The following is a 21,979-nucleotide window of genomic DNA, read 5'->3' as shown; positions in this document are numbered from 1 at the left end:
AATTGGATTGATAGGTTCGCGTCCTTACTTCCTAGCTGCCTAAAGCAGCGCACGAATTGACCTATATCATACTTTTTTGGATTTTTTTTGTTCGGTCTGAGATTTGTAATTCTTCATTAAACGTTCAATTCGATACGGGCGTTGGGGAAGAACTCCAGAATCTCATTGGCTCTGCCGGCGGATGCCGCGCAAAGTGCAGTGGACAACCCATCCGCAATTGCCGCTTTCGGGGCAGAAACCGAAACGGTCCTGTCGCGGCTTGAAGGCCCATCCAAGGTAATGATGTGTCCAACTCCCGGGCTGAGCTGGGTCGCCAGCGTCGAAGATGTCGCCACTGCCCGATCGCTCAATTCAATCCGCTTCAGAACCGTTTGGTCCGGCGCCGCCAATCCAACTTTCCAGGGCGCACCGTCACTACGCGCACCCAGGGCGGCAACCTCTCCCATATTGACCAGAACATCACGCAGACCATGAGCACGCAGCAGGTCGGCAATCCGGTCGGTGATCGCGCCCTGCGCTATACCGTTCAACGTCAGCGCCGATTTTCCGGGCACCGGAAGGCGAATGGCCGAGGCGTCGAAAACTACCTTTTCCCAGCCTATTGCCTGTTGAACTAAGACCAGATCATCCGCGCGCGCGCCCGCAGCCAATGCCGTCCACACGGGTTGAATGCTCGGATCAAATGCGCCACCCGATGCCTGATGCAGCGCTGTGCTGAGGCTTAGCACGTTCAACAAATCAGGAGCGGGCGCCGTCAGCACACCATCGCGATTCAACCGGCTGAGCTGCGATTGCGGACGATACAGGCTGAAGATGTCTTCCAGCCGGGCAATCTCGGTCTCCATGGCGGCCATTATGGGTGCAGCTTCGGCGTCCGTCAGGCCCACCAGGCGCAGGCTGGCGGTCGCACCCAACGCGGTCCCGTGCCAGCGCGCGTCCGAGGCCGCAAGCGGTGTGGCCGCAGCACAGGCGGCTGAGATGATCAGAAATCGGCGGCGCGACAAGGCGGTCATACGGGGGTCTCCAACGACAGTTCAAGATCGACAGGGCCAAGCACTTCGGTGTCCGGAATGTCCGGCAGGCTCAGTGCCGTTCCACCGTAAATCTCAATGAATGCCTGGGCATCGGCAGGATCGGCAAAAGGCACCACTTCGCGCGCACCCATGCCACCTGCCACATTGGCGCCGACGACAAAGGTCGCGCCATCCGCGGCGATCCAGTTCGAGATACCCGGCTGCCGCCAGCTTGGCGCAATACCCATGTCGCTGACATAGATGGCTGTGATGTCGGCATCACGTTCAGGGCTTTTGAGGTATGCCACCATGTCGCGCACCTGCGCAAAGAACAGCGGTGCGGGATATCCTTTCAGATGGATCTGCCCCTTGGGGCCGCCATGTTCGGCGATGTTCATCTGGCAGAAATAGCTCAGCGCGTCCGGGGTCAGATCCACCGGATCGGGGGCCTCGGCGACCTCTTCCTTGCAGGCCGCCAACACGATCAAGGCAATCAGGACGAAGGGTTTCATGGCTCGACCCTCCGGAATGCCAGCCGCGCCAGGGCAAAGCCGATCACCGGCCAGATCAGCAGCGATGCAGGCGCGGCCCAGACGGGCAGGGCCTGTGCCGCCCCGGTCATGCCGGATGCCATGGCCACGCCTTCCGTCGCAGCGATGTTCCACAGACGGAATGCGTCGGCCGGGTTGGCCACCATCACCCATGGAAAGACGGATTGGGTAAAGGTGCCGCCCTTGTCCATGACGACAGCCCCCAACAGGCCCAGATCATAGAGGACGACAAAAACCAGCCAGAGCCCGGCCGACAGACCTGCCGCCGCCGTAGCCCCCTTAGCCAGGGCAGACAGCAGGTATCCCAGCGCCAGAAACACGGCGCCCAGAAGGATGGATGTGAGGATGAGGCGGACCAACGCCATCAGGCTTTCCGGTCCGGCACCGCCAAAGAAGGCCGCCACCGCGCCGGCGGTACCGAAACCGACCGTCATGGCAAAGGCCAGTGCCGCCAGGTGGGCGGCGAATTTGCCCAGCAGAATTTCCCCGCGCCCCGCAGGGTAGGACAACAGCAGCGACAGGCTGCCCCGGTCCACGTCTCCGGCGATGGCGTCGAACGAGATCATCAGCGCCAGAAGGGGCGCGAGGTAGACCGACAGGGTGGTCATCGACGCAACCGAAACGGTCAGCATGTCAACGCCCAGCGTTCCGGTTGGCGCACTGCCCGCAAAGGTCAGCGCCAGCGCGAACAGCACCATGATCAGCGTCGCCACCAGCAGCCAGCGATTGCGGCGCAGGATCAGCATTTCGGTACGGGTGATGGCGAGGAAGCGGGTCATGGCCTCTCCTCCTGTGCATAGTGGCGATAGAGGTCTTCCAGCTTGGGCGGGGTCATTTCCACATCCGCCACGGCATCGCCCAATCCGGCGATCCGGCGCAGGGCCTCCATCTTGTCGGCGGGGGAACACAGCAGCTCGACCGAAGCGCCGTTGATCCGGCTGCCGCCCAATTTGGCGGCCAGCACGTCGGCGTTGGCGCTTGCACGTACTTTCAGACGGATCGGTAGGCCTGCAAGGGCCGACAGGTTGGCCAGCGTGTCATCCGCGACCATCCGGCCCTTGCGCATGATGGCGATGCGGTCGGTGCGGGCCTCGACCTCGGTCAAGGCATGGCTGGCGATCAGCACGGCGGTGCCCTGCGCGGCCAGCTCGTCGATGATGGCATAGAGATCCTGACGCGAGATCGGGTCCAATCCACTGGTGGGTTCATCCAGCAAAGCCACTTTCGGCTGACCCAGCAGAACCTGTGCCAGGCCCAGACGTTGCCGCATGCCTTTGGAATAGGTGCCGATCCGGCGGTCCAGGGCATCGCTCAGACCTACGCGCTCCAGCAGACCGGCTACATCCGCCCTGGCGCCGGACAATTTTGCAAACAGGGTCAGTTGCTCGCGCCCGGTCAGGGCCGGGTGGAAGGATACCGCCTCGGGCAGATAGGCCGTTTCCCGCCGCGCCTGGGCACTGCCTGGGGTGGCGTCTCCGATCCGGATGGCTCCGCCTTGGATCGGCGTCAGGCCAAGGATGGATTTGATCAGGGTCGACTTGCCAGCGCCGTTATGGCCCAGCAGCGCAACGCGCTGACCGGGGGCAAGTGACAGGGTGATATCGTCAAGAACGCGGGTTTTGCCCCGGTCCTTGCTGACATGGTCAATAATCAGGGCCTTATCCGTCATGAGGCACCTTTTCCATAGCTGGGGGTTCAAGGGGTTGCATCAATGGATTGCTGTCCATCACGCCACCGGGCAACAGTGCCGGAAAGGCGGATTGTGACCAGCGCACCAGCTGCACGGCAGGAGAGCCGAGCAGCAGTTTGGCTGCGGGTTGGGTCCACAGCACATGGTCCATCGAGTCATTCGGGCGATAAGGGGCATCGGCGATACCGTTGCCATCCACATCATAGGCGGCAAAATCGGACCAGTAGTTGCCGCGCCCGTCTTCGGACCACTCGACCCATTTGGTCGAGACGTATTTCACCTGTGTCCGGTTCCCGATGAAGGAATTGCCAACGATGCGGTTGCGTTCGCTGCCGGCGGTGAAGTGGATGCCGATGCCGCATCCCTGGAACCAGTTGTCGGTGAATTCGTTCTTGTTGGAGTTATAAAGGAAGGTGCACTTTTCCTTGGCACCGATCACCACGTTACCGGTGATCTGACTCTTGTTGGCATAGTTCAGCATCACGCCATGTTCACGGTCACCGATCGAGACGTTGTCTGCGACCTTCACATTGGTCGTGAACATCACCGCATAGCCCAGATCGTTGCCGATCGAGACATTGTCGCTGACCACCGAATTATCGGCATACATGTAATGCACGGCAAAGCGCAGATCGCGGAACAAGTTGCCGGTAAAGGTATTCTTCTTGGACGAGTTCACAAAGATCCCGTCACGGCCATAGCGGATATCGTTGTCTTCAACCCGCGCGCCTGGCGCGTTCCAGACATAGACACCATTGCCGCGGTCATTCATCCGCTGGTCCTGACGTCCTTCGATCCGGTTGCCACGCACGATGCTGTCCTTGGCACCATGAATGTCGATGCCGTAAAGATTGCCCAGCAGCACATTGTCTTCGACCACCGGCGCGCGGGCCGTCTTGGTCAGCTGGATGCCACTGTCGATCCCGTCATGGCTTGAACCCGAGCCGATCACTGTCAGGCCGCGCAGGGTCACGCCCGGGCCGGTTACGGTGATGACGCTGCCGGTGCCTTGCCCGTCAATGGTGGCCTGTCCCAGCCCGTCGATCGTGACGGGCCGGTCCAGAATCAGATGTTCTGCATAAACACCGGGGCTCAGGCGGAGGGTATCTCCGTCCGCCGCCTGAGCCAGTATTTCATTGATGGCCCCCGCCCGGTTGGGCACATCCCAATCCGCCGCCCAAAGAGGCGAGCCGAGCAGGAGCGGTATGAGCAGGGGCCAGCGCATGGGTCAGGCTCCTTGCGGTTCGACCAGCATCCGGCCGCGCATTTCCATGTGCAGCGCATGGCAGAACCACTGGCAATAGAACCAGTGCACGCCCGGACGGTCGGCGGTGAAGGTGACCGAAGCGGTTGCCATCGGTGCGACTTCCATCGCGATGCCGTAGTTGCCGAGGCAGAAGCCGTGGGTCACGTCGTCCACGTCATCGAGGTTGGTGATGTAAACCGTGACCTCGTCGCCCTGTTTGACGGTGAACTTCTCAAGGCTGAAGGTCGGCGCCTGCGAGGTCATGTAGACCCGCACCTTGTTGCCGTCCCGGATCGGTTCTTCCGCGCCTTCTTCCAGATCGATGCCATCGGCTTCGGCCTGTTTGCGGGCGTCTTCCCAGGTAACATCGTTGCGATCCCAGACGTTGACCGGGTTCACGATGTCGCTGCGAACGATGATCGAGTCGTGCGGCTCGGCAAAGGTCGGGCCGTCATGCACCACTTTCATCTCATCCGACGAAATGTCGATCAGCTGTTCGTTCTCGGGTTTCAGAGGACCAACGTTCAGGAAGCGGTCTTTCGAGAACTTGTTCATCGAAATCAGCCATTTGCCGTCGGCTTCCTTGGTTTCACCCATGGAGGTGGAGTTGTGACCCGGCTGATAATGCACGTCGACCTTCGAGATGATCGGGTCCACGTCCTCGCCGTTGTAGGCGCGGATGGCCTTGTCGATGTTCCACTTCACGATCTGGCTGTCCAGGAACAGCGTGGTGAAGGCGTTGCCCTGACCATCATAGGCGGTGTGAAGCGGGCCAAGACCCAACTGCGGTTCACCTACGATGCAGGACCGCGGGTCGGCGTCGCTTTCGAACAGGGCGTCCAGCTTGGTGACGTCCATGATCGAGACGGTCGGCGACAGCTTGCCGTTGATGCAGACGTGCTTGCCGTCTGGCGCGGTGTTGATGCCGTGCGGAGAGTTCGGGATCGGAATGTAACGGGTGTATTTCTTGTTTTGACCCTTGCGCCCGTCCAGAACCTTGACGCCTTTCAACTCCTGATAATCGCCGGCTTCGATGCCTTTTTCGATCTCGGCGATGTTGAAGACGACGACGTGGTCCAGCTCGTTCTCGGTCATCTCGGCCAGGTTCATGCCCATTTCCGAGTTGTACGAGGTCGAGAAGGCGTATTTGCCCTGATAGTCGCAGTCGGTGTTGTCGAGGTTGCCCGACACGATCACCTGCCACGCCACTTCCATGGTGTCGCCGTCCAGCGCGGTGAAGATGTTCACGTATTGCGACGGATCGTCCAGCACGCTGCCATCGTTGACCAGCGGTGTTTCATCTTCACCATTGGCAAAGACATAGCCGGTGCGCGGGAATTTCTGCGGACGCAGACCGTGGATCGCCTTGGCGTTTGGGATCTCGGTGATCTTGTCGCATTTCATCACGTCACAGCGGACACGCGCGACGCGGGTGTTGGCCTTGTCGTTCATGAACAGATAGCGGCCGTCATAGGTGCCGTCGGTGAACGACATGTGCGGGTGGTGAAGGTCGCCGTTGTCATAGGTCTTCATGCCACGCTTGGCGAGAAACTCCTTGGTTTCAGGCAGCAACCCTTCGGTCATGATCTTCAGTGACTCGTTGGTCTGACCCCAGCCCGTGGCCGAGCAGCGGTTGAACACCGGCACCCGCATCAGCTCGCGCATGGACGGAAAGCCCAGAATGCGCAGCTCGCCGGTCTGACCCGAGGACCAGAAACCGTAATACTCGTCCAGTTCGCCCGGTTCGAGATTGGCATTGGCCGCGGCGCTCGCCTGTTTCGCGGTCATCAGGGTCGAGCCCAGACCGGTCCCGGCCAGCACGGCACCGGTTGCTGTTGCACCCAGCATCCCACGGCGTGTGACGGTTAGTTTGTTGTCATGTTCCGACATGTTCGTTCCTCCTTTTAGGAAACGGATTGCGGTTTGGCGTTCGGATGGTTCGCCGGTGGTTGTCCGAGCGGGGTCTTCATCTGGACCGATCCTGTCTTGGCCCGCCGTTTCAGCTGGCGGATAACGACGGGACATTTGTCCTCGGACTGGTAGAGCACCTGACAATGCAGGCAGGTGACGCACTCGTTCGGATTGATCTCACCGGTGGGGTGGATCGCCTGAACGGGGCATTCATTGGCACAGGTCTGACAGGGCGTGCCGCAATCCTTGTAGCGGCGCAGCCAGTCGAACATGCGAATACGGGCAGGGATCGCCAGTGCTCCGCCCAGCGGACAGAGATAGCGGCAATAGAACCGTTCGATGAACAGCCCGATCCCCAGCAGGGCCAGCGCAAAGACCACGAAAGGCCAGTCGCGCATGAATTTCAGAATGATCGCCGTTTTGAACGGCTCGACCTCGGCATATTTCTCGGCCAACGGGATCGAGATGAAGCTGAGCCCGAAAAGACCCAGAAAGATCATGTATTTCGCGGGCCACAGGCGTTCGTTCAGACCCCAGGGCAGCGTCCATTGCGGCACTTTCAGGGCGCGCGCGACCTTGTTGGTCAATTCCTGCAACGCGCCGAACGGGCACAGCCATCCGCAATAGGCCCCGCGACCCCAGAACAACAGCGCGGCGGCGACGGCGAACCATTGGATGAACACCAGCGGGTCCAGCAGGAACGCATCCCACGAGAATCCTGTGCGCAGGCTGCCCGCCAGTGCCATCAGGTTCACCACGCTCAGCTGCGCGTTGGCGTACCAGCCGATGAAAAACAGGGTCATTGTCAGGTAGCCGATGCGGAACCAGTAGAAGACCCGCGCATTCATCGTCGCGTGGAACTGGAAGAAGAACGTCGCGGTCAGGACCAGCAGCATGACGCCAAGAACGGCGATTTCGACGGTGCGATCCTTCCAGATGCGCTGCCACAGGGCAGCCTTGGCGGCGGCTTCGCCGGTCGCATCCTCAACAACCTTTGGGGTTGCAACCGGCAGCAGGTAACGGTCGGGCAGTTTGTAGCCCAGATCGAATGTCAGAAAGGTTTTCTCAACAGCACCCACGGCACGCTGTACCAGCAGTTGCAGGCGGAACGGCTCGGTCGGTTCGAACTCGGCATCGGCGGGGATCTTGAAGATGTCCAGCTCCGTGAAACTGGGTGCATCCGGGGCTGCAACCTTGCCAAGGCGTACTTGCTGTTTGTCGAAAAAACGGACCGAGTTGTCGCCCTGGATCAACTGGATCCGATCGAAAATCCCGCCGCGCACATAGCCTGACCCCTTGAAGCTGTAGGCACCGCGCCCCAGCACCAGAATGGCCTGTTCGCCCTCGTCCAACCAGTTCACGAGGTTCTGGTACTCGGCGTCGCCCAGCAGTGACTTGCCGATCGACGGAACCGAGACAAGCGCCATATGCATGTCGATGAAAGTGTGATCCGGTTCGCCCGGTTCCGGGCGCTTGATCGCGCGCTGGTCTCCGGTGGCCTCGAAGGCGGCATTGACCTGCCCGACATCCAGCGTCAGCCGACGGATCGAGCCGTCACCCGAAAGGGTCGACCAGTCATGGACCGCATTCTGCGCCATATCGACTTCGCGCCTTGGCCCGTCGGCCTGCAACGGTGACAGGCCGCCCAGACCCAATGCGCGCGCCACCTTGATACCGCCACGCACAAGGCTGTCGTCGATCACCATGATCGTGACCGTCGCGCCCGAGATGATGTCGAGGTCGTGCCCCTCACCCCCGGTTTCGGCTTCAACCTTCAGGTCAAGGCCCGCATAGCCTTCGGTCAATTCAACCATGCGGGAATTGGGGATGCCGATCAGCACGATGGGTTCCGAGTGCTTGACCAGTTGCACTCCGGTCAACACAGCGTCGTTGTCGATGGCGGCAACGACGTGGATCGGTTTGCCGGAATAACCTGTCGTGCCAACAAAGTCCGAGGTCAGGAATGCCCAGGCAATGATCTCGCCGCCCTTCAGGACGGGGGCGACCTTGACGTCATCGCGCACCGGGCCAAAGGCATCGGCGCCGGGGGCCAGATCGGCAGGTTCGATGTCGGGCAGGAAACTGGCCAGGCTGTCGGCATGGGCGCTGATCGCCATCAGGCAGGACAGAGTGAAAGCCAGCAGGAAATGGATTGCGCGACTTACGACCACGGCGCACCTCCGATTGCTAGGGTGGACGCCACGGACGCGCGCAGGGCGCGTTCAAATTCTTCTTGGGTCGCGAACGGGGGCCCTCGGGTTTCGGGCCACAGTCGCCTTGAGTTGTACAAAATGCACAGATCCCCGATTGCAGCGGGTACTATCCCTGCATTCTCGGACTGCATCAGCAGCGGCAGATCCGGCAGCGGGGCTGCCGTTGTCACCGCGCACAGCGCGCAATCGGCGCATTTCGGGCAAGGCGCGGTCGGGTCATCAGTGCCTTCCTCAAGGTCCACTTCAACCCAGACCGCCCCTGCCTCCGAGCAGATCTCGATCCACATGCTGTCCCCGGGACTCGCCAGCACCGGGCCAAGCATCTGCAAAAGCAACAGGAAAATACCCACCAAACCGCACACCGCGCGGGACACGCGATCAAACAGGCTATGCGGGGGGCGGACGGTAGGCATTGAGAATCCAGCTCGGCGTTCTTTTCAAAAACTTAGGGAATTCTTCCAGGCGAAGACTTGACTTAGGTCAGGTGTCTGAAAATTTGCACCTACCCGTCGGCCTCGTCCATCAATCCGCGCAGCCACCGACCGGCCAGCCATGCCGCAGGAATGCCCAGCGGAATCGACCAGAGGATCGCCGGCACCGGTTCAATTGCGCCGAACCCGACGCTGTGCAGGATAAGCCCGAGCAAAAACAGGTTGATGGCCACGGTCAACGCCGTGGCCGGATACAGCAGAATGGCCAGTTTCCAAACTGGCCATTTCCCCTCAGTGGCTGGTTCCTTCCGAGAAGGTAATCTTGTTCCAGACATTGTATTTCCCCGAAGGTTTGCGCATCGGCAGGCGGCGGGTTTCTTCCAGCGTCTGCGCGTCGTAGACGATCACCGCGCCGTCATCTTCCCAGATCGAAACCAGCGCGTGGCTGCCATCTCTGGTGAACTCGACATGGGCCACGGTCTTGCCCGGCGCAGGGCGCAGTGTTTTCACGATTTCAAGGCTTTGCTTGTCGATGACGTGCATCGCGTCCTTGTTGGGGCCGAAGAAAACGTCTGCCCAGACATAAGGCGAATTCTCATGGCTGCGCATGAAGAAACCGGGGCCTTCGGTCTTGATCCGTTTGACGGTTTCCCAGCTTTGCATGTCGATCACCGACACGGCGCCGTCTGTCAGGTGCGGCGTGGCCATCACGGTCGTATCGCCGTGTTTCCATGTGATCCCCGAGCCCAGATGCGGCATTCCGGGCAAATCCAGATCGGCCACCTTGTGCCCGATCACCAGATCAATCACTTGCCCGCCCTTGCCATCGCGGGACGCCCCCATGACATATTCATAACTCTGGTCGAAAAAGAAATCGTCCAGATAGTCAGCCGTGGTGATCTTGCGCACAGGGAAAGGATCAGGGTTCTTGAACTGACCTTCGATGCGGAAATCATGACCAAGCCCGGATTGCGGGGGATTGGCGCCGTAGAACACTTCCCAAATCTCGGGTACATCCTTCAGCGCCAAAACAAAGCTTTCCCGCGGCGGGGCCTGGTAGACGGCAGAAACGCGGCTGGGCAGGCCCTTCTTGCTTTTGACCTCGATGACCTTTGCGACGGAAAGGTCTTCGGTGGACAACACCGTCAGGCTGTTGGGCAGGTAATTCGCCACGGCCACCCATTTGCCATCGCCCGACATGGCGATGTTGCGGCTGTTCAGGCCGGCACGCACACGGCCCACCTGTTTCAGCGCCCAGATGTCGTACTTCTGGACCCAGCCATCGCGCGACATGATGAAGACATACCGCCCATCCGGGCTGAACTTGGGGCCGCCATGCACGGCGAAGGGGGTTTCGAACCGGTCCAGAACCTCGAACGTGTCACCGTCCAGAACGCTGACATGGTGATCTCCGGTTTCCACCACCAGCGTAATGTTCATCGGGTCGCTGTCCCAGACAGGCGCATCCACCGGTACATATTCCTCGTCCAGCGTCCGGCTGGCCAATATCTGGGCCTCGCCCCATTCGGGGTCGGATTCCAACGGCGATTTCAACCAACCGGCCAGCTCTTCGATTTGCAGAGCATCCAGCTCGTGCGAGAAGGCCGGCATTTGTGTCGCCGCGCGCCCTTCCGCGATTACCGCAGCAACCCGGGGACCCCGCATGCGTTTGAGCGTTTCAGGGATCAGCGCGGGGCCAACCCCGCCCAGACGGTTCTCGCCGTGGCATGAGGCGCAATGTTCGGCGTAATCCGAATGGGCATCTGCCCAGGCGGTGCCCGCCAGCAACACCGAGCACAACGTACCGAATGTGAGTGTCTTAAAAGAACTGATGCGCCGGATCATGGCTTTTCCCCCGAAACGGTGTGACCTGAAGGCGTTCCCCTGCATCATCCACACCGATTTCCTGGTTGGACAGGTAACAGGCCGGATCCTCGGCCCAGGGATCACCGGTCAATTGCAGGGCGCGGATGCGGGTATTGCCGCCGCACACGTCTTTGAGTTCGCAGGCTCCGCAGCGCCCCTTCAGCGGGCGTGGGCGGGTGCGGAGCATCGCAAGCATCGGATCATCGCCGGTCCAGAGTTCAGAAAACGATTTGGTCTTTACGTTGCCCACCGTGTAGTCAGACCAGTAAGTGTCCGGGTGGACCCGGCCGAGATTGTCGATATTGGCAACGCCCAAGCCACTTGAGTTTCCACCCCACGCGGCCAGGTGCGCACGCACATGTGCAGCCTTGTCGGCGTCGAAATGCGTGCGAATCCAGTTCAGGAAATATCCGGCATCAGCGTCATTGTTCCCGGTCACGATATCCAGCGGACGACCGCCCGATGCGGCTTCCCAGGCGCGTTCCAGCAACAGATCCAGGCCTTTGCGCGTGCGCTGATGCGCGGCATCTTCGCCCCGGTTCTTGTCGCCGCGCCCCGCATAGACAAGATGCGACAGGTAGAACTTGTCGACACCTTCATCATCACAAAGGCTCAGCAAGTCAGGCAAGTGATGTTGCGTTCCTTCGGTCAGGCAGAACCGCAGGCCAACCTTGATGCCGCGCTTTTTACACTCTCGCACGCCGCGCAGTGCGTCCGCAAAAGCGCCCTCGACGCCGCGAAACCAGTCATTCGTCGCTCCGATCCCGTCCAGCGAGATGCCGACATAGTTGAAGCCCACATCCGCTATCATATCGGCGGTTTCGTCATAGATCCGGGTCCCGTTGGTCGACAAGGCCAGCATTGGCACCAGATCACGGGCGCGTTTTGCAATGTCGAAGAAATCGAACCGATCCAGCGGTTCCCCACCCGAGAGGATCAGGGCCGGGACGCGAAACTGGCCCAGATCCTCAAGGGTTACCATGGCTTGCTCATGGCTGAGCTCACCCGGGAACGCCACATCCGCCGAGACGGTGTAGCAATGGCGGCACTTCAGGTTGCAGCGACGCGTCAGATTCCAGATCACAACCGGCTTTACCGGGCCGGGGCGCCGTTTGCGCACCGGTGTCGGCTTGACCAGCTGATGCATGTATTCGGTCAGGCGGAACATGTTTCAGCCTTTCTGTTTCAGGCGCAGTCCGGTCTTTTTCAGGATGCGCGTGGAATAGAGGATATCGCTGCCGCGGCAGGCCGATCCCAGAATCGCGGCGATCTGGCCGCGTTTGTCTTCGACCTCGTCGCGCGAGCTGCCGTGGACCATGGCGAACAGGTTGTAGGGCCAGTCGGGCAGGGCGCGGGGCCGTTCATAGCAATGGGTGACGAAAGGCAGTGCCCCGATATGAGCACCCAGTTCGGTGATCAGGTCATCCTGCACGTCCCAGACGGTCATGCCGTTCGATGTCATGCCCAGCTTGTAATGGTTGGGGGCTGCTGCGATCCGTCGGATCACCCCGCGCGCCTTCAGCGCGGCCAGCCGGTCCAGCAGGGTGGCCTCGGTCAGGCCCAGATCGGCAGCGACCTGCGCATAGGGTGCGGCCACCAGCGGCAGTCCCCCCTGGAGGGACTCGATAATCTGTCTGTCTGTTGCGTCGATCATGCCGCCACCCGGAAGCCGATGAAAAATTCCTGAAGTTTGGGGAAACGGAGAACATTGACTCCCGTTTCCCGTTCGATGGCATCGGCGGTGGCCTCGATCCCCTCGGGTGTTTCGGTGGCCAGCACGAACCACATGTTCAGCCGATGCGTGCGTTCATAGTTATGTGCCACTTCGGGATGTGCATTGACTTTGGTCAGGACGGTTTCGAATTCTTCGTCTGGAACGGCCATTGCGCAAAGGCAGAAAGCCCCACCCATGGCCGCGGCGTCGAAAAATGGACCGAAGCGCGTAATGACGCGGTCATCTTTCATACGTCTCAGACGCGACAGCAATTCCGCCTCGGACAGGCCAAGCTCTGCGGCGACGGTTGCGTAAGGGTGCGAAGTAAGCGGCAGATCCTCTTGCATACGATTCAGGATCGCGCGATCCGTTTGGTCCAGCGTCATGCGGCGACCTCCTTTGCTTGAATCAGCGCGCCGGTCTGTTTGAAACAGCGGGTTGAGAACAGGACCTTGTTCCGTGCTCCGGCCAATTCGGGCAATGCAATCGCACCGGCCAGAACATCCAAAGCTTCTTTGCGTGTGCGGGCGTGGATCATGGAATACAGGCGATATGGCCAGACATCGGGAACCGGATTACGCTCATAGCACAGGGTCACCCCCGGGAAGGCGGCCAAAGCTGGCCCAGCAGTTTCAATCTGTTCTGCCGGCAGGTCCCAGACCACCATCGCATTGGCCGACCAGCCAAGCGCCCGGTGACGCACAATGACGCCGAGCCGCGAGATTATTCCGGCGGCATGCAGGGCTTCGATCCGCTCCATTACGCCGGTGACATCCCGTTTCAGCGAACGAGCCAGCGCAGCATAGGGTTCTGAGACCAAAGATAGCCCGGAACTCAGAGACTGTAGCAGGCAACGATCGCCCTCGCGCATGACGGATGCATCGACCTTTCGTGCCTTGGGTACGTTTTTGGCTCCGCTAGTCATGCGAAAACCAAGATCCACGTTGAAAGGGCGTACCAGCTGCAGGTCCAGCACCTGCAATCCGGTGGATCGACTGATCCGCGCCAGGGTATCGTTGACATGCGCGCGGTCCGGCCCGGTCGCGACAAACCACAGGTTCCAAGCGTCTTCGCGTTGATAATTGTGGTTCACCCCGGGTTCGGCATCGATCAGGGCGGCGACCTCCTCCAACCGATCTTCCGGAGCCGCCACGGCAGCCAGGGTGCTGGCCGTCACCGCGCCGGGCGTGATGGTGGCGCCAACCCGTGTAATACGGCCTGTGGCGCGCATCCGGGACAAGCGATGAATGACTTCGGCTTCGTCCAGCCCGAGTGCGTTGCCCAGCATCTGGAACGGTCTCTCGGTGATCGGGAAGTCGCGCTGAAATTCGTCCAGCAGGCGGCGGTCAATCGGGTCCGTGATATGTCGCATCGGTTACAGCCCCGTTCTGTGCGCACGGGCGGTGAAGAAGATGCCGGACGGGCTGTCCGCGTCGATCTCGCGCAGTTTTTCAAAACTGTGCGTGTCGTAGACCATGACCTTGTTGGCATCGCGCACGCTGATCCAGACTTCATGCCCGCGTGGCGTGAACTCCATGTGCAATACCGCCGGGCCGGGTTTGAATTCGTGGATGATCTGTTTGCTGACACTGTCGATCACCTGAATCGTGTCATTCAGCGGGTGGGCGAAATTCACCCAGACCTGCCGCCCATCGGGGCGGGCCATGGCAAAGACCGGTTGCCCGTGGGTTTTGGTCCGTCCCGTTTCGGTCAGAGTGTCGGCGTCGATCCACAGAACCTCGTGATGGCCGACAGCGGGCAAAACGAATTCGCGGCCCGTCAGCGCCCAGCCTTCCAGATGAGGCATCTTGTAGACCGGCATTTCTTCCTGCCCGCGCCCGTAATCGGGCAGAACCCGGATCGGTTCGGGTGTTTCGGCCCACAGATCCAGTGCGGTCAGGCCGTCCTCGCCAAACAGACCGGTGATATAGGTGCGGCCATTGGCAGTGATCAGCGCGTCATATGGGTTCTTGCCCATGTCCGGGATCTTGGTGATTTCTAGTGCGCCTTTTGCGAAATCGGCAATCCAGGTCTCCCCAGTGTCCCACATCGTGAAAACGAACCGCCGACCCGGCGCATCGACCAGGCCGATGGTTTTGCTGTCGGTCGGGATGTCGGCGACCATCTCAAGCGTGTCCGCATCGAATACGCGCACGCCACCGGGTTCGTAATTCGACACGGCCACAAGCTTGCCATCGTCCGAAATCGCCCCGCCGATGGCGTTGCCGGCCTGCACGACGCGGTTCACGATCTGGCGGGTCACGATGTCGATCTTGGTCAGCCCGCCGTCGCGGCCAAACACATAGGCAAACCGTTCATCGGGCGAATAGACCAAAGACGCATGCGACAGATCACCCAATCCCTCGATCCGGGCCAGAGCTGCACGGTCGGACTGATCCACAAGAAGCACCGAGCCCTTGGCGCGTTCGATGACCAGGCCAAGGTCGCCTGTCGCGGTCGGTTCAGCCTGCGCTGTAGTCATCATCAATGTGGCTGCAAGGCCAAGAATGAAGTGTTTCATTGTGCCTCCTGTTCCAGCAGGTAACGGGCGATCCATTCGGCCTCTTCTTCACTGATCAAGGGCCGCCATGGGGGCATCGCGGTGTCGGGGATGCCGTCAAGGATGACGCTGGTCAAAACATCCGCGTCGTAGTGTTCAAGTGTCTCACTGCGCAGATCGGGACCAAGACCGCCCTTCAGGGACAGGCCGTGACAGGAACCGCAATCCTGATGCACAAGTCTTTTCAGGGTATCGGGATCGATGACATCCGCCGCGAAAGCAGAGGTCGCGGCCAGAACCGCAATGGTCAAACAGGTTCGCGCCGCCCACCCCGAGCGCCCCGGCGACCTGTCGGTGCATGTTGGGTCAATACCTTGATCTCGTCTTCCCAGCTTAGCCATGGGCCTGTTCCAGAAGCTCGGCCACAGGCCGTTCGGCATAAAGCGAAACCACCTTGCCAATGATAAACAGCGTCGGCGCCTTCAGGTCGGCTGCGCGCACATCCGTGGCCAGCTGGTCAAGCCGTGACACAAGACGACGCTCATCAGGTGTCGTGGCCTTGCCCACCGCCAGAACCGGCGTCGAGCCCGGCAGGTTTTCGGTCATCAACCCCATGGCGATCTGACCGATATTGGCGACGCCCATATAGACCACCAGTGTCGAGTCCGGATCGGCAAGACGTTTCCAGTCCAGATCCAGCACTTTGTCGGCCTGCCGATGTCCGGTGACATATTGAACCGAGGTCGCCAGCCCGCGATGGGTCAGCGGCACACCCGTCGAACAAGACGCCCCCTGGGCCGCCGTGATGCCCGGTGCGTATTCGACAGCGACACCGCGGGCCATCAGATAGGCAGCCTCTTCCGAACCGCGACCAAAGATCATGGGGTCGCCGCCTTTCAGCCGGGCGACCGTGTGACCTGCGCTGGCTTCTTCAAGCAGTATTTCGTTGATGCGGTCCTGCGGAACGGTGTGGCATTTGGGGGCCTTGCCGACAGGGATCAGCCTGGCGCTTTCCGCGTGCAAGTTCAGAATGTCGGCGGACACCAGCCGGTCATAAACCACGACATCCGCTTCTTGCAGCATCCGCAGTGCGCGCAGGGTCATCAGCTCGGGGTCGCCGGGGCCTGCGCCAATCAGAAAAACCTTACCGCTCATGTGCAAACTCGCTTGGTCTGAAAGTCTTCGAGACCCGGTATCCCATGCAGATCCGCTGCGTTTGCAAGACGTTGCTGGGTGAGCCGGGCGTGTCATGGGGGAAGATTGGCCCAATCGAAAACCAACCTCCTTGACATAAGTTAAGGAGCGCGGGATTTGCGCCCGCGCTCCTTCATCCTGCCTGTATTGTGCCTTGTTTCAGGGTTCGACGGTGATCATTCCGATCATGTTCTGTGTCTCCCAATGCGGGCCGCACAGATAGTTCTGTGGGCCGGGCGTGAGAAAGGTCAGTTCAACAGATTCCTCGGGGAACAGGCGATCACTTTCAGGTTGGCTGCCATCCTTCAAAAGAACGGAATGGCTGGTGCGTTTGTCGACATTCACCCATCGGACAGTTGTGCCTGCCTTCACGGTCAATTCGGATGGGCAAAAATTGTATTTGTACATCAGCACCACTTCGGCGTCTTCGACGGCCGACGAAGGCTGACCGAACAACTCGACATAGCGCTCTTCGGCCTCGGCACAGATTTCGGCGGTTTCGTCCGCCCAGGCGGGCGCGGCCAGAAGCAGCAGCGCGGGAAGAAGGCGTTGGGGTTTCATGGTCCATGTCTCCTTTCCAAAAATGGCCGGGGCCGGTTGACCCGGCCCCGATCCGTCATTGTTTGACCACGTTGATGAACGCGCTGTCATCATCCAGCGCCAGGCTGGTATTCAGCGTCACGTGGTGGAACCTTGCGGCAGCAAAATCGTCGTGGATGGCAAATCCAACGGTATAGGTCTTGCCTGCCTCCAATGGTACATCACCGGGCGCGCCCGAATTCAGGGGGCGCGTAAACACCACGGTCCACATGCCACCGGACAGTTCGGCCGATGCGGCGATTTCACCATCATTGACCACGCGCTGTTCCAACAGATAGCCATTGGTGGCGCTTCCGTCGGCGTAGACACGCATCAGGTCAAGATAGGTGCCGTCGGCCAGGTACTGCTCGATCTGTTCCTCGGCCTTCAGCTTGTCCCAGCCCCCCAGGGCCTTGCCGCGGCGACCTTTGATCTCAACATCCGTGCGGCTTTCGCTGATGTATTTGGTAATGGTGTCCGTGGCATTGAGGCGACCGGCAACATCCGCATTGGCGGCGATCGCATCTGCTTCGGGCGCAAAAGGCATATAGGTGTTGTCGGCGTGGCACGAAGCCCAGCATCCCACCTGATCGCCCAGCTCGATACCAGTGCCGGTAATCATCATGGCAACCTTGATCTGGTTGTCCGGGTCCATCTTGCCGCCATCGACGAACGGGACAGGGTTGTGACCCGCGTCCGGCCATTGCAGGCGAATGTACAGGTTTTCGTCGTCATGCGCCGCCTGAACGGTTGCGTCGATGACACCGCGTTTGCCCGGAATCGGGGTCGGTTCCAGATCTCCACCCGCAACGATCTTGTTGCCGATGGTGTCCAGTTCCTTGGCGTGACAGGTGGTGCACTGATCCCCGCCTTTGGTCAGGGGGCGCGCGCCACCATGGAACTTGCCGTTCTGGACCCATTCAAACGAGGCCTGTCCGGGGTAGAAGAGTTTCAGATCCGCCGCGGCCACTGCGTTCCAGTCGATGTTGGGCGCAACGTCGCTTGCTCCGCCAGAGGGCGCCGCGGCGTCTTCACCGGAGGTTTTCGCGCGTTCTTCATCCAAAGCAGCGTCAACAGCCGCTGCGATCTGGGCTTGAACGGCCTCTTGCTGAGCCTTTTTGGCGGCTTTTTCTGCTTCTGCTTCAGCGGCCTCTTTGGCTTCAATCTTTTCGAGACTGGCCAGATATTCCGGGGGGATGGGCCGGATGAAGTCCGGGTTCGGTGCTTCAAGCTTTTCCAGATACTCTTCGTCCGCCCGGTCGCGTGCATCCGAGTGTGCAATCCCCTTGTGGCAGTCGATACAGGTCTGTCCGACAGTCATCGCATTGAGGTGCTGCTGACGGGCGCGTGGTTTCTGGAATTCGGGCATCATCGATTCGAAATCGTGACAGTTGCGGCATTCGCGCGAGTCTGTGGCCTTCATCCGCTCCCATTCGTTCATGGCCAGATGTACACGTTTGGCCTCGAACTTTTCACGGGTGTTGATGGTACCGACCATCTTGCCATACAGCTCTTTGGACGCCTTGATCTTACGGATCATCTTATGTGTCCAGTCTTTGGGAACGTGGCAGTCGGAACAGACAGCCCCCACACCCGAACGGTTCACGTCATGGATCGTGCCGGTATATTCTTCGTAAACAAAATCTCGCATCTCGTGACATGAGATGCAGAATTCCTTGGTGTTTGTGGCTTCCATTGCGGTGTTGAACCCGCCCCAGAAGATGATGCCGGCGGCAAAGGCCGCGGCGATACCGGCCACAGGCATTCCCCATAGGAAATACCGGCGCCAGATCGGTTTTTTCTTTTCCGGTTCGGAGGTCATATCCGGGCTCCGTTTTGGCTGTATTGTCTGGCCCTTGGTGGCAGGCCGGTGAGTTTGGCTGATGACTCAAACAGGGAAAGGGCGGGCGAGGGGCCCGCCCTTTCCTGTGGTCGTCCTGACCTCGTCAGGTGACGTGGTTCGACCGGTTGTAGACGTTGAACTTGCCGGTCGGGGCATAAAGCCCATCGATGCGGCCGATTTCTTCCAGCGTCTTCGCGTCGAAGATCACGATCTGACCATTGGGTTCCTTCGAGTCTGACAGGTTCCACTTGGAAACCCATACCTCGGTACCGTCAGCGTTGAATTCGAAGTGAACTGCGGCGCTGCCTTCGTCTTCAGTGATCTGGATCGTCTTCACGATTTCGCCGGTTTCTTTCGAAATGACCTGCACGGATTGCTGCACTTCCGGTTCCGGATGCTTGGTCTGGTCAGCCCAGATGTAATCCGAGTTCGGGTGGGTGCGGACGAACAGGCCGGGGCCGTCGGTTTCCACTTCGTAGCAGACTTTCCAGGCGTCATCTGGACGGTTTTCAGGATCGTTGCCCCAAACGGTCACGGTGCCGACACCAAGGTGGGTTGTGCCCGCCACAGGTCCACAGTTCGGGTCGACCCAGTTGGCGCCCGGACCAGGGTGCGGCAGCGCGGCTGTGTCGATCATCGCCTCAAGCTTGTGGGTTTCGGTATCGACAACCACCATCTTGTTCGACGCGTTTGCGGCGATCTGGAAATACCGGCCTGTCGGATCGAAGAACCCGTCATGCAGGAACTTGGCGCTGTCGATCTTGTCGATCCGAAGGTTGTCCAGATCGGTGTAATCGACTTGCCACAACTGTCCCAGCTCTTTCACTGCAACGATCCAGGTGGGTTCATTCGGAGTGGTGTAGATGGCTGCCACACGGGCTTCTTCCACATACTCACCGTCGACGTTCACGCCGCGTGTCGATACGACCTTAACCGGTTCCATGGTCTTCGCGTCAACGATAGCAAAGTGCGGCGGCCAGTAGCCACCACCGATGACGTATTTACCATCGCCGGAAACGGCGACGTCACGGGCGTCATATGCAATCTTGACTTCGGATACCAACATTTTGTCCGGCGTCTGCCAAAGGTCGATCTTGGTCATCTTGCCGTCGCGACCCATTGTGTACCAGAAGCGGCCGGGGTGTTCCGGCTCGGTCAGGCTGTGGTGTTCGGACGCTTTCAGAACGTGCACTGCGTAGCCAGTGGGGATGTGGGTCAGCACCTCTTTGGTGTCGCCGTCGATCACGGCCACCTTGCCTACGTCACGTTCGATGACGACAAAGAAGTTTTCCCAGTTGCGGCCGTGCAGCGGCTCGGTCGGATAGTCCTCTTCTTCGACATAGACCTTACGCGTCGCCATCATCTGTTCCAGCGACATTTCAGGTGGTTTTGGCGGCTCCATCATGATGTAGGTCGCCATATCCTTGATTTCCTGCTCGGTCATGATGTCCGAGAAGTTGTTCATGCCGCCTTCGGTTCCCCAGGCGATAATCTTTTCAAGGCGTTCCTGCCCCAGTTGCAAGGTGCCGCCTTCGGTTACAGTGCCGTCGGCTGCGGTCTTCTTCCAATGCGGTTCCAGGTTTTTACCCGTGGCCCCTTTGCGCAATACGCCGTGGCAGCCTGCGCATTGTTCGAAATAGAGCTGTTTAGACGATTCAAAGGCTTCTTCGCTCAAAGTTGGCTCTTCGGCGAAGGTCGGAGCAGCGACGCTGCCCAACAACATTGCCAATCCGACCCCTAAGGCGCGGCCGGGTTTGTTGTAGCTGATTCCAAGTGACATGATCACTCTCCATATGCGTGGTGAGGCGGTGTCGAGAGTGAAACATCACGTGGATGTCATCCTTGACCAAAGTCAACGGCAAGGGTGCAGACAAAGCACTTTGGAAAGAAAACACAGATCAAAACCCCCAATAAATCTTGTGTTTCTCACACATGTTTAAGCCCAGTCTTGATTTTGGTTAAGGGCGCCGGGTCATGCGGGCACTACACATTGTTCAACGGCGGGAAAAGCTATGGAGAGCAGGCATGACAGCTGTAATCGCGCGTGTTTTCAGTGAAGGGTTTCGGGTCTTTTTTCTTTCGGCGGGTCTTTACGGTATGTTTGCAGGAGTCGCGTGGGGCGTATGGTTGGCGTCGCTCGACGGGCTGATGCCCTACATGGAACAGAGTTACGCGATGCCCCCGGTGATGTGGCACGCGCATGAGATGATTTTCGGGTATGCAACGGCCGCCTTGGGGGGGTTTTTTCTGACCGCCGTTCCGAACTGGACCGGTGCGCCCGAGGCGCGGGCCCGCTTTATCACGCTTGTCGCATTGATCTGGATGGCCGGGCGTCTGGCGGTCTGGTTTTCCGGAGTGTTGCCACCCCTGTTCGTCGCACTCGTGGACCTGAGCTTTGTTCCCATTCTGGCGCTGAAGATTGCCAGTCAACTGGTTCGTCGGCCCAAGCCCCAGAATATGGTGTTTCTGTATCTTCTGGTTCTAATGTTGGCCTCGAACGTTATGGTTCATTTGGAATGGATGGGGGTCACGGTGGATACGCTGAACACCGGTATCCGGGCCGGGCTTTTGACCTTGTGTTCGATGATCGCGATCCTGGGTGGCCGGATTACGCCGGCTTTTACACGCAATGCCATGAAAAGAGCGGGTCAACCCGAAGCATCGTGGCCGGTATCCGTGGCCAGGCTGGACAGGGCGACGATGATTCTGGCGCTGTTGCTGCCCCTGCTTGTGCTTGCACTTGATGTCGGGCCTTTTGCGGGGGCCGTTGCCTTGGTGATGGGCAGTGTTCAACTGATGCGCATGGCGCGTTGGAGAACAGGCTGGGCCTTGCGTCAACCGATCCTGGTCGCGCTGCATCTGGGTCTCGGGATGCTGGCGCTGGGTCTGATTCTCTGGGGGTTGGCGGCCATCGGGATGGGAAATGAGATCGGCGCGCTCCACGTTCTGGGCATTGGTTGCGTTGGTGGCATGACCCTTGCCGTAATGAGCCGCGCCGCCTTGGGCCACAGCGGTCGCCCCCTTGTCGCGCCAAAGCCCATGGCGATTGCCTATGGTTTGATGGCGGTTGCAGCGCTTGTGCGTTGGCTGGGATCCGACATGACAGGAGGGTACATGACGGCGATGCTGACAGCGGATGGATTTTGGATCGCGGCAATGGGGCTGTATCTGTTTGCCATGTGGCCTGCCCTGACCGGCCCCCGCGCCGTGCAACAGACCTGACGCCTG

General features: G+C 59.9%; 21 protein-coding genes. 1 reads left to right on the top strand and 20 read right to left on the bottom strand.

Annotation, left to right across the window (positions count from 1 at the left end):
* Positions 1-116: 116 nt before the first annotated feature.
* The 20 genes from FIU92_RS19520 to FIU92_RS19425 form a co-directional block, all read right to left on the bottom strand.
* Positions 117-1,013 carry an FAD:protein FMN transferase gene (locus tag FIU92_RS19520; protein WP_152460382.1) on the bottom strand — a complete coding sequence of 299 codons (897 nt, stop codon included), beginning with the start codon at positions 1,011-1,013 and terminating at the stop codon, positions 117-119.
* A complete protein-coding gene (locus FIU92_RS19515; protein WP_152460381.1) occupies positions 1,010-1,525 on the bottom strand; it encodes a nitrous oxide reductase accessory protein NosL in 516 nt (171 codons plus the stop codon). Before FIU92_RS19515 ends, FIU92_RS19520 begins: the two co-directional genes overlap by 4 nt.
* Positions 1,522-2,343 carry an ABC transporter permease gene (locus tag FIU92_RS19510; RefSeq protein WP_152460380.1) on the bottom strand — a complete coding sequence of 274 codons (822 nt, stop codon included), beginning with the start codon at positions 2,341-2,343 and terminating at the stop codon, positions 1,522-1,524. Before FIU92_RS19510 ends, FIU92_RS19515 begins: the two co-directional genes overlap by 4 nt.
* Complete coding sequence (locus tag FIU92_RS19505) at positions 2,340-3,233, bottom strand: ABC transporter ATP-binding protein (protein WP_152460379.1); 894 nt, start codon at positions 3,231-3,233, stop codon at positions 2,340-2,342. Before FIU92_RS19505 ends, FIU92_RS19510 begins: the two co-directional genes overlap by 4 nt.
* Positions 3,223-4,479 carry a nitrous oxide reductase family maturation protein NosD gene (locus FIU92_RS19500; RefSeq protein WP_152460378.1) on the bottom strand — a complete coding sequence of 419 codons (1,257 nt, stop codon included), beginning with the start codon at positions 4,477-4,479 and terminating at the stop codon, positions 3,223-3,225. The genes FIU92_RS19505 and FIU92_RS19500 overlap by 11 nt, the downstream gene beginning before the upstream one ends.
* Positions 4,480-4,482: 3 nt before the next feature.
* Positions 4,483-6,390: a TAT-dependent nitrous-oxide reductase gene (gene nosZ, locus FIU92_RS19495; protein ID WP_152460377.1), complete on the bottom strand. Its 1,908-nt coding sequence runs from the start codon at positions 6,388-6,390 to the stop codon at positions 4,483-4,485.
* Between the two features lie 14 nt (positions 6,391-6,404).
* On the bottom strand, positions 6,405-8,528 hold the full coding sequence (locus FIU92_RS19490) for a NosR/NirI family protein (protein WP_254705413.1): 2,124 nt from the start codon (positions 8,526-8,528) through the stop codon (positions 6,405-6,407).
* 44 nt (positions 8,529-8,572) lie between these two features.
* Positions 8,573-9,037 carry a DUF2946 family protein gene (locus FIU92_RS19485; protein WP_254705385.1) on the bottom strand — a complete coding sequence of 155 codons (465 nt, stop codon included), beginning with the start codon at positions 9,035-9,037 and terminating at the stop codon, positions 8,573-8,575.
* Positions 9,038-9,126: 89 nt separating this feature from the next.
* Positions 9,127-9,390, bottom strand: a complete 264-nt coding sequence (locus FIU92_RS19480; RefSeq protein WP_152460375.1) for a hypothetical protein — start codon at positions 9,388-9,390, stop codon at positions 9,127-9,129.
* Positions 9,347-10,900, bottom strand: a complete 1,554-nt coding sequence (locus FIU92_RS19475; RefSeq protein ID WP_152460374.1) for a nitrite reductase — start codon at positions 10,898-10,900, stop codon at positions 9,347-9,349. Before FIU92_RS19475 ends, FIU92_RS19480 begins: the two co-directional genes overlap by 44 nt.
* Positions 10,875-12,089, bottom strand: coding sequence for a heme d1 biosynthesis radical SAM protein NirJ (gene nirJ / locus FIU92_RS19470; RefSeq protein WP_152460373.1), 1,215 nt, complete (start codon positions 12,087-12,089; stop codon positions 10,875-10,877). The genes FIU92_RS19475 and nirJ overlap by 26 nt, the downstream gene beginning before the upstream one ends.
* Before the next feature lie 3 nt (positions 12,090-12,092).
* Positions 12,093-12,575, bottom strand: a complete 483-nt coding sequence (locus FIU92_RS19465; RefSeq protein WP_152460372.1) for an AsnC family transcriptional regulator — start codon at positions 12,573-12,575, stop codon at positions 12,093-12,095.
* Positions 12,572-13,021, bottom strand: coding sequence for an Lrp/AsnC family transcriptional regulator (locus tag FIU92_RS19460; protein WP_152460371.1), 450 nt, complete (start codon positions 13,019-13,021; stop codon positions 12,572-12,574). Before FIU92_RS19460 ends, FIU92_RS19465 begins: the two co-directional genes overlap by 4 nt.
* Positions 13,018-14,007: an AsnC family transcriptional regulator gene (locus FIU92_RS19455; RefSeq protein ID WP_152460370.1), complete on the bottom strand. Its 990-nt coding sequence runs from the start codon at positions 14,005-14,007 to the stop codon at positions 13,018-13,020. Before FIU92_RS19455 ends, FIU92_RS19460 begins: the two co-directional genes overlap by 4 nt.
* A 3-nt stretch (positions 14,008-14,010) precedes the next feature.
* Positions 14,011-15,156 carry a cytochrome D1 domain-containing protein gene (locus FIU92_RS19450; protein WP_152460369.1) on the bottom strand — a complete coding sequence of 382 codons (1,146 nt, stop codon included), beginning with the start codon at positions 15,154-15,156 and terminating at the stop codon, positions 14,011-14,013.
* The gene (locus FIU92_RS19445) at positions 15,153-15,536 is read right to left on the bottom strand and encodes a cytochrome c (RefSeq protein ID WP_152460368.1); all 384 of its coding nucleotides are present in this window, start codon (positions 15,534-15,536) and stop codon (positions 15,153-15,155) included. Before FIU92_RS19445 ends, FIU92_RS19450 begins: the two co-directional genes overlap by 4 nt.
* Positions 15,529-16,290, bottom strand: coding sequence for a uroporphyrinogen-III C-methyltransferase (gene cobA / locus FIU92_RS19440; RefSeq protein WP_152460367.1), 762 nt, complete (start codon positions 16,288-16,290; stop codon positions 15,529-15,531). Before cobA ends, FIU92_RS19445 begins: the two co-directional genes overlap by 8 nt.
* Positions 16,291-16,488: 198 nt before the next feature.
* Complete coding sequence (locus tag FIU92_RS19435; protein WP_152460366.1) at positions 16,489-16,890, bottom strand: plastocyanin/azurin family copper-binding protein; 402 nt, start codon at positions 16,888-16,890, stop codon at positions 16,489-16,491.
* 55 nt (positions 16,891-16,945) lie between these two features.
* On the bottom strand, positions 16,946-18,730 hold the full coding sequence (locus FIU92_RS19430; RefSeq protein WP_152460365.1) for a NapC/NirT family cytochrome c: 1,785 nt from the start codon (positions 18,728-18,730) through the stop codon (positions 16,946-16,948).
* Positions 18,731-18,854: 124 nt separating this feature from the next.
* Complete coding sequence (locus FIU92_RS19425; protein WP_152460364.1) at positions 18,855-20,531, bottom strand: cytochrome D1 domain-containing protein; 1,677 nt, start codon at positions 20,529-20,531, stop codon at positions 18,855-18,857.
* 245 nt (positions 20,532-20,776) lie between these two features.
* On the opposite strand from FIU92_RS19425, the gene FIU92_RS19420 reads away from it, so the two are divergent.
* On the top strand, positions 20,777-21,973 hold the full coding sequence (locus FIU92_RS19420) for an NnrS family protein (RefSeq protein ID WP_152460363.1): 1,197 nt from the start codon (positions 20,777-20,779) through the stop codon (positions 21,971-21,973).
* Positions 21,974-21,979: the final 6 nt, after the last annotated feature.

It is taken from the genome of Ruegeria sp. THAF33, from assembly GCF_009363615.1.
GTDB lineage: Bacteria > Pseudomonadota > Alphaproteobacteria > Rhodobacterales > Rhodobacteraceae > Ruegeria.
The sequence above is the reverse complement of the archived record's forward strand: the minus strand, read 5'-3'. Positions and strand labels throughout refer to the sequence as shown.

What these genes read in the sequence shown, in the direction of transcription:
- FIU92_RS19465 (WP_152460372.1), bottom strand. Translation starts at nt 12,575, where the DNA reads ATGATCGACGCAACAGACAGACAGATTATCGAGTCCCTCCAGGGGGGA.
- FIU92_RS19475 (WP_152460374.1), bottom strand. Translation starts at nt 10,900, where the DNA reads ATGATCCGGCGCATCAGTTCTTTTAAGACACTCACATTCGGTACGTTG.
- FIU92_RS19420 (WP_152460363.1), top strand. Translation starts at nt 20,777, where the DNA reads ATGACAGCTGTAATCGCGCGTGTTTTCAGTGAAGGGTTTCGGGTCTTT.
- nosZ (WP_152460377.1), bottom strand. Translation starts at nt 6,390, where the DNA reads ATGTCGGAACATGACAACAAACTAACCGTCACACGCCGTGGGATGCTG.
- FIU92_RS19450 (WP_152460369.1), bottom strand. Translation starts at nt 15,156, where the DNA reads ATGAAACACTTCATTCTTGGCCTTGCAGCCACATTGATGATGACTACA.
- FIU92_RS19430 (WP_152460365.1), bottom strand. Translation starts at nt 18,730, where the DNA reads ATGACCTCCGAACCGGAAAAGAAAAAACCGATCTGGCGCCGGTATTTC.
- FIU92_RS19510 (WP_152460380.1), bottom strand. Translation starts at nt 2,343, where the DNA reads ATGACCCGCTTCCTCGCCATCACCCGTACCGAAATGCTGATCCTGCGC.
- FIU92_RS19505 (WP_152460379.1), bottom strand. Translation starts at nt 3,233, where the DNA reads ATGACGGATAAGGCCCTGATTATTGACCATGTCAGCAAGGACCGGGGC.
- FIU92_RS19455 (WP_152460370.1), bottom strand. Translation starts at nt 14,007, where the DNA reads ATGCGACATATCACGGACCCGATTGACCGCCGCCTGCTGGACGAATTT.
- FIU92_RS19460 (WP_152460371.1), bottom strand. Translation starts at nt 13,021, where the DNA reads ATGACGCTGGACCAAACGGATCGCGCGATCCTGAATCGTATGCAAGAG.
- FIU92_RS19520 (WP_152460382.1), bottom strand. Translation starts at nt 1,013, where the DNA reads ATGACCGCCTTGTCGCGCCGCCGATTTCTGATCATCTCAGCCGCCTGT.
- FIU92_RS19490 (WP_254705413.1), bottom strand. Translation starts at nt 8,528, where the DNA reads ATGGCGATCAGCGCCCATGCCGACAGCCTGGCCAGTTTCCTGCCCGAC.
- cobA (WP_152460367.1), bottom strand. Translation starts at nt 16,290, where the DNA reads ATGAGCGGTAAGGTTTTTCTGATTGGCGCAGGCCCCGGCGACCCCGAG.
- FIU92_RS19445 (WP_152460368.1), bottom strand. Translation starts at nt 15,536, where the DNA reads ATGGCTAAGCTGGGAAGACGAGATCAAGGTATTGACCCAACATGCACC.
- FIU92_RS19480 (WP_152460375.1), bottom strand. Translation starts at nt 9,390, where the DNA reads ATGTCTGGAACAAGATTACCTTCTCGGAAGGAACCAGCCACTGAGGGG.
- FIU92_RS19500 (WP_152460378.1), bottom strand. Translation starts at nt 4,479, where the DNA reads ATGCGCTGGCCCCTGCTCATACCGCTCCTGCTCGGCTCGCCTCTTTGG.
- FIU92_RS19435 (WP_152460366.1), bottom strand. Translation starts at nt 16,890, where the DNA reads ATGAAACCCCAACGCCTTCTTCCCGCGCTGCTGCTTCTGGCCGCGCCC.
- FIU92_RS19485 (WP_254705385.1), bottom strand. Translation starts at nt 9,037, where the DNA reads ATGCCTACCGTCCGCCCCCCGCATAGCCTGTTTGATCGCGTGTCCCGC.
- FIU92_RS19425 (WP_152460364.1), bottom strand. Translation starts at nt 20,531, where the DNA reads ATGTCACTTGGAATCAGCTACAACAAACCCGGCCGCGCCTTAGGGGTC.
- nirJ (WP_152460373.1), bottom strand. Translation starts at nt 12,089, where the DNA reads ATGTTCCGCCTGACCGAATACATGCATCAGCTGGTCAAGCCGACACCG.
- FIU92_RS19515 (WP_152460381.1), bottom strand. Translation starts at nt 1,525, where the DNA reads ATGAAACCCTTCGTCCTGATTGCCTTGATCGTGTTGGCGGCCTGCAAG.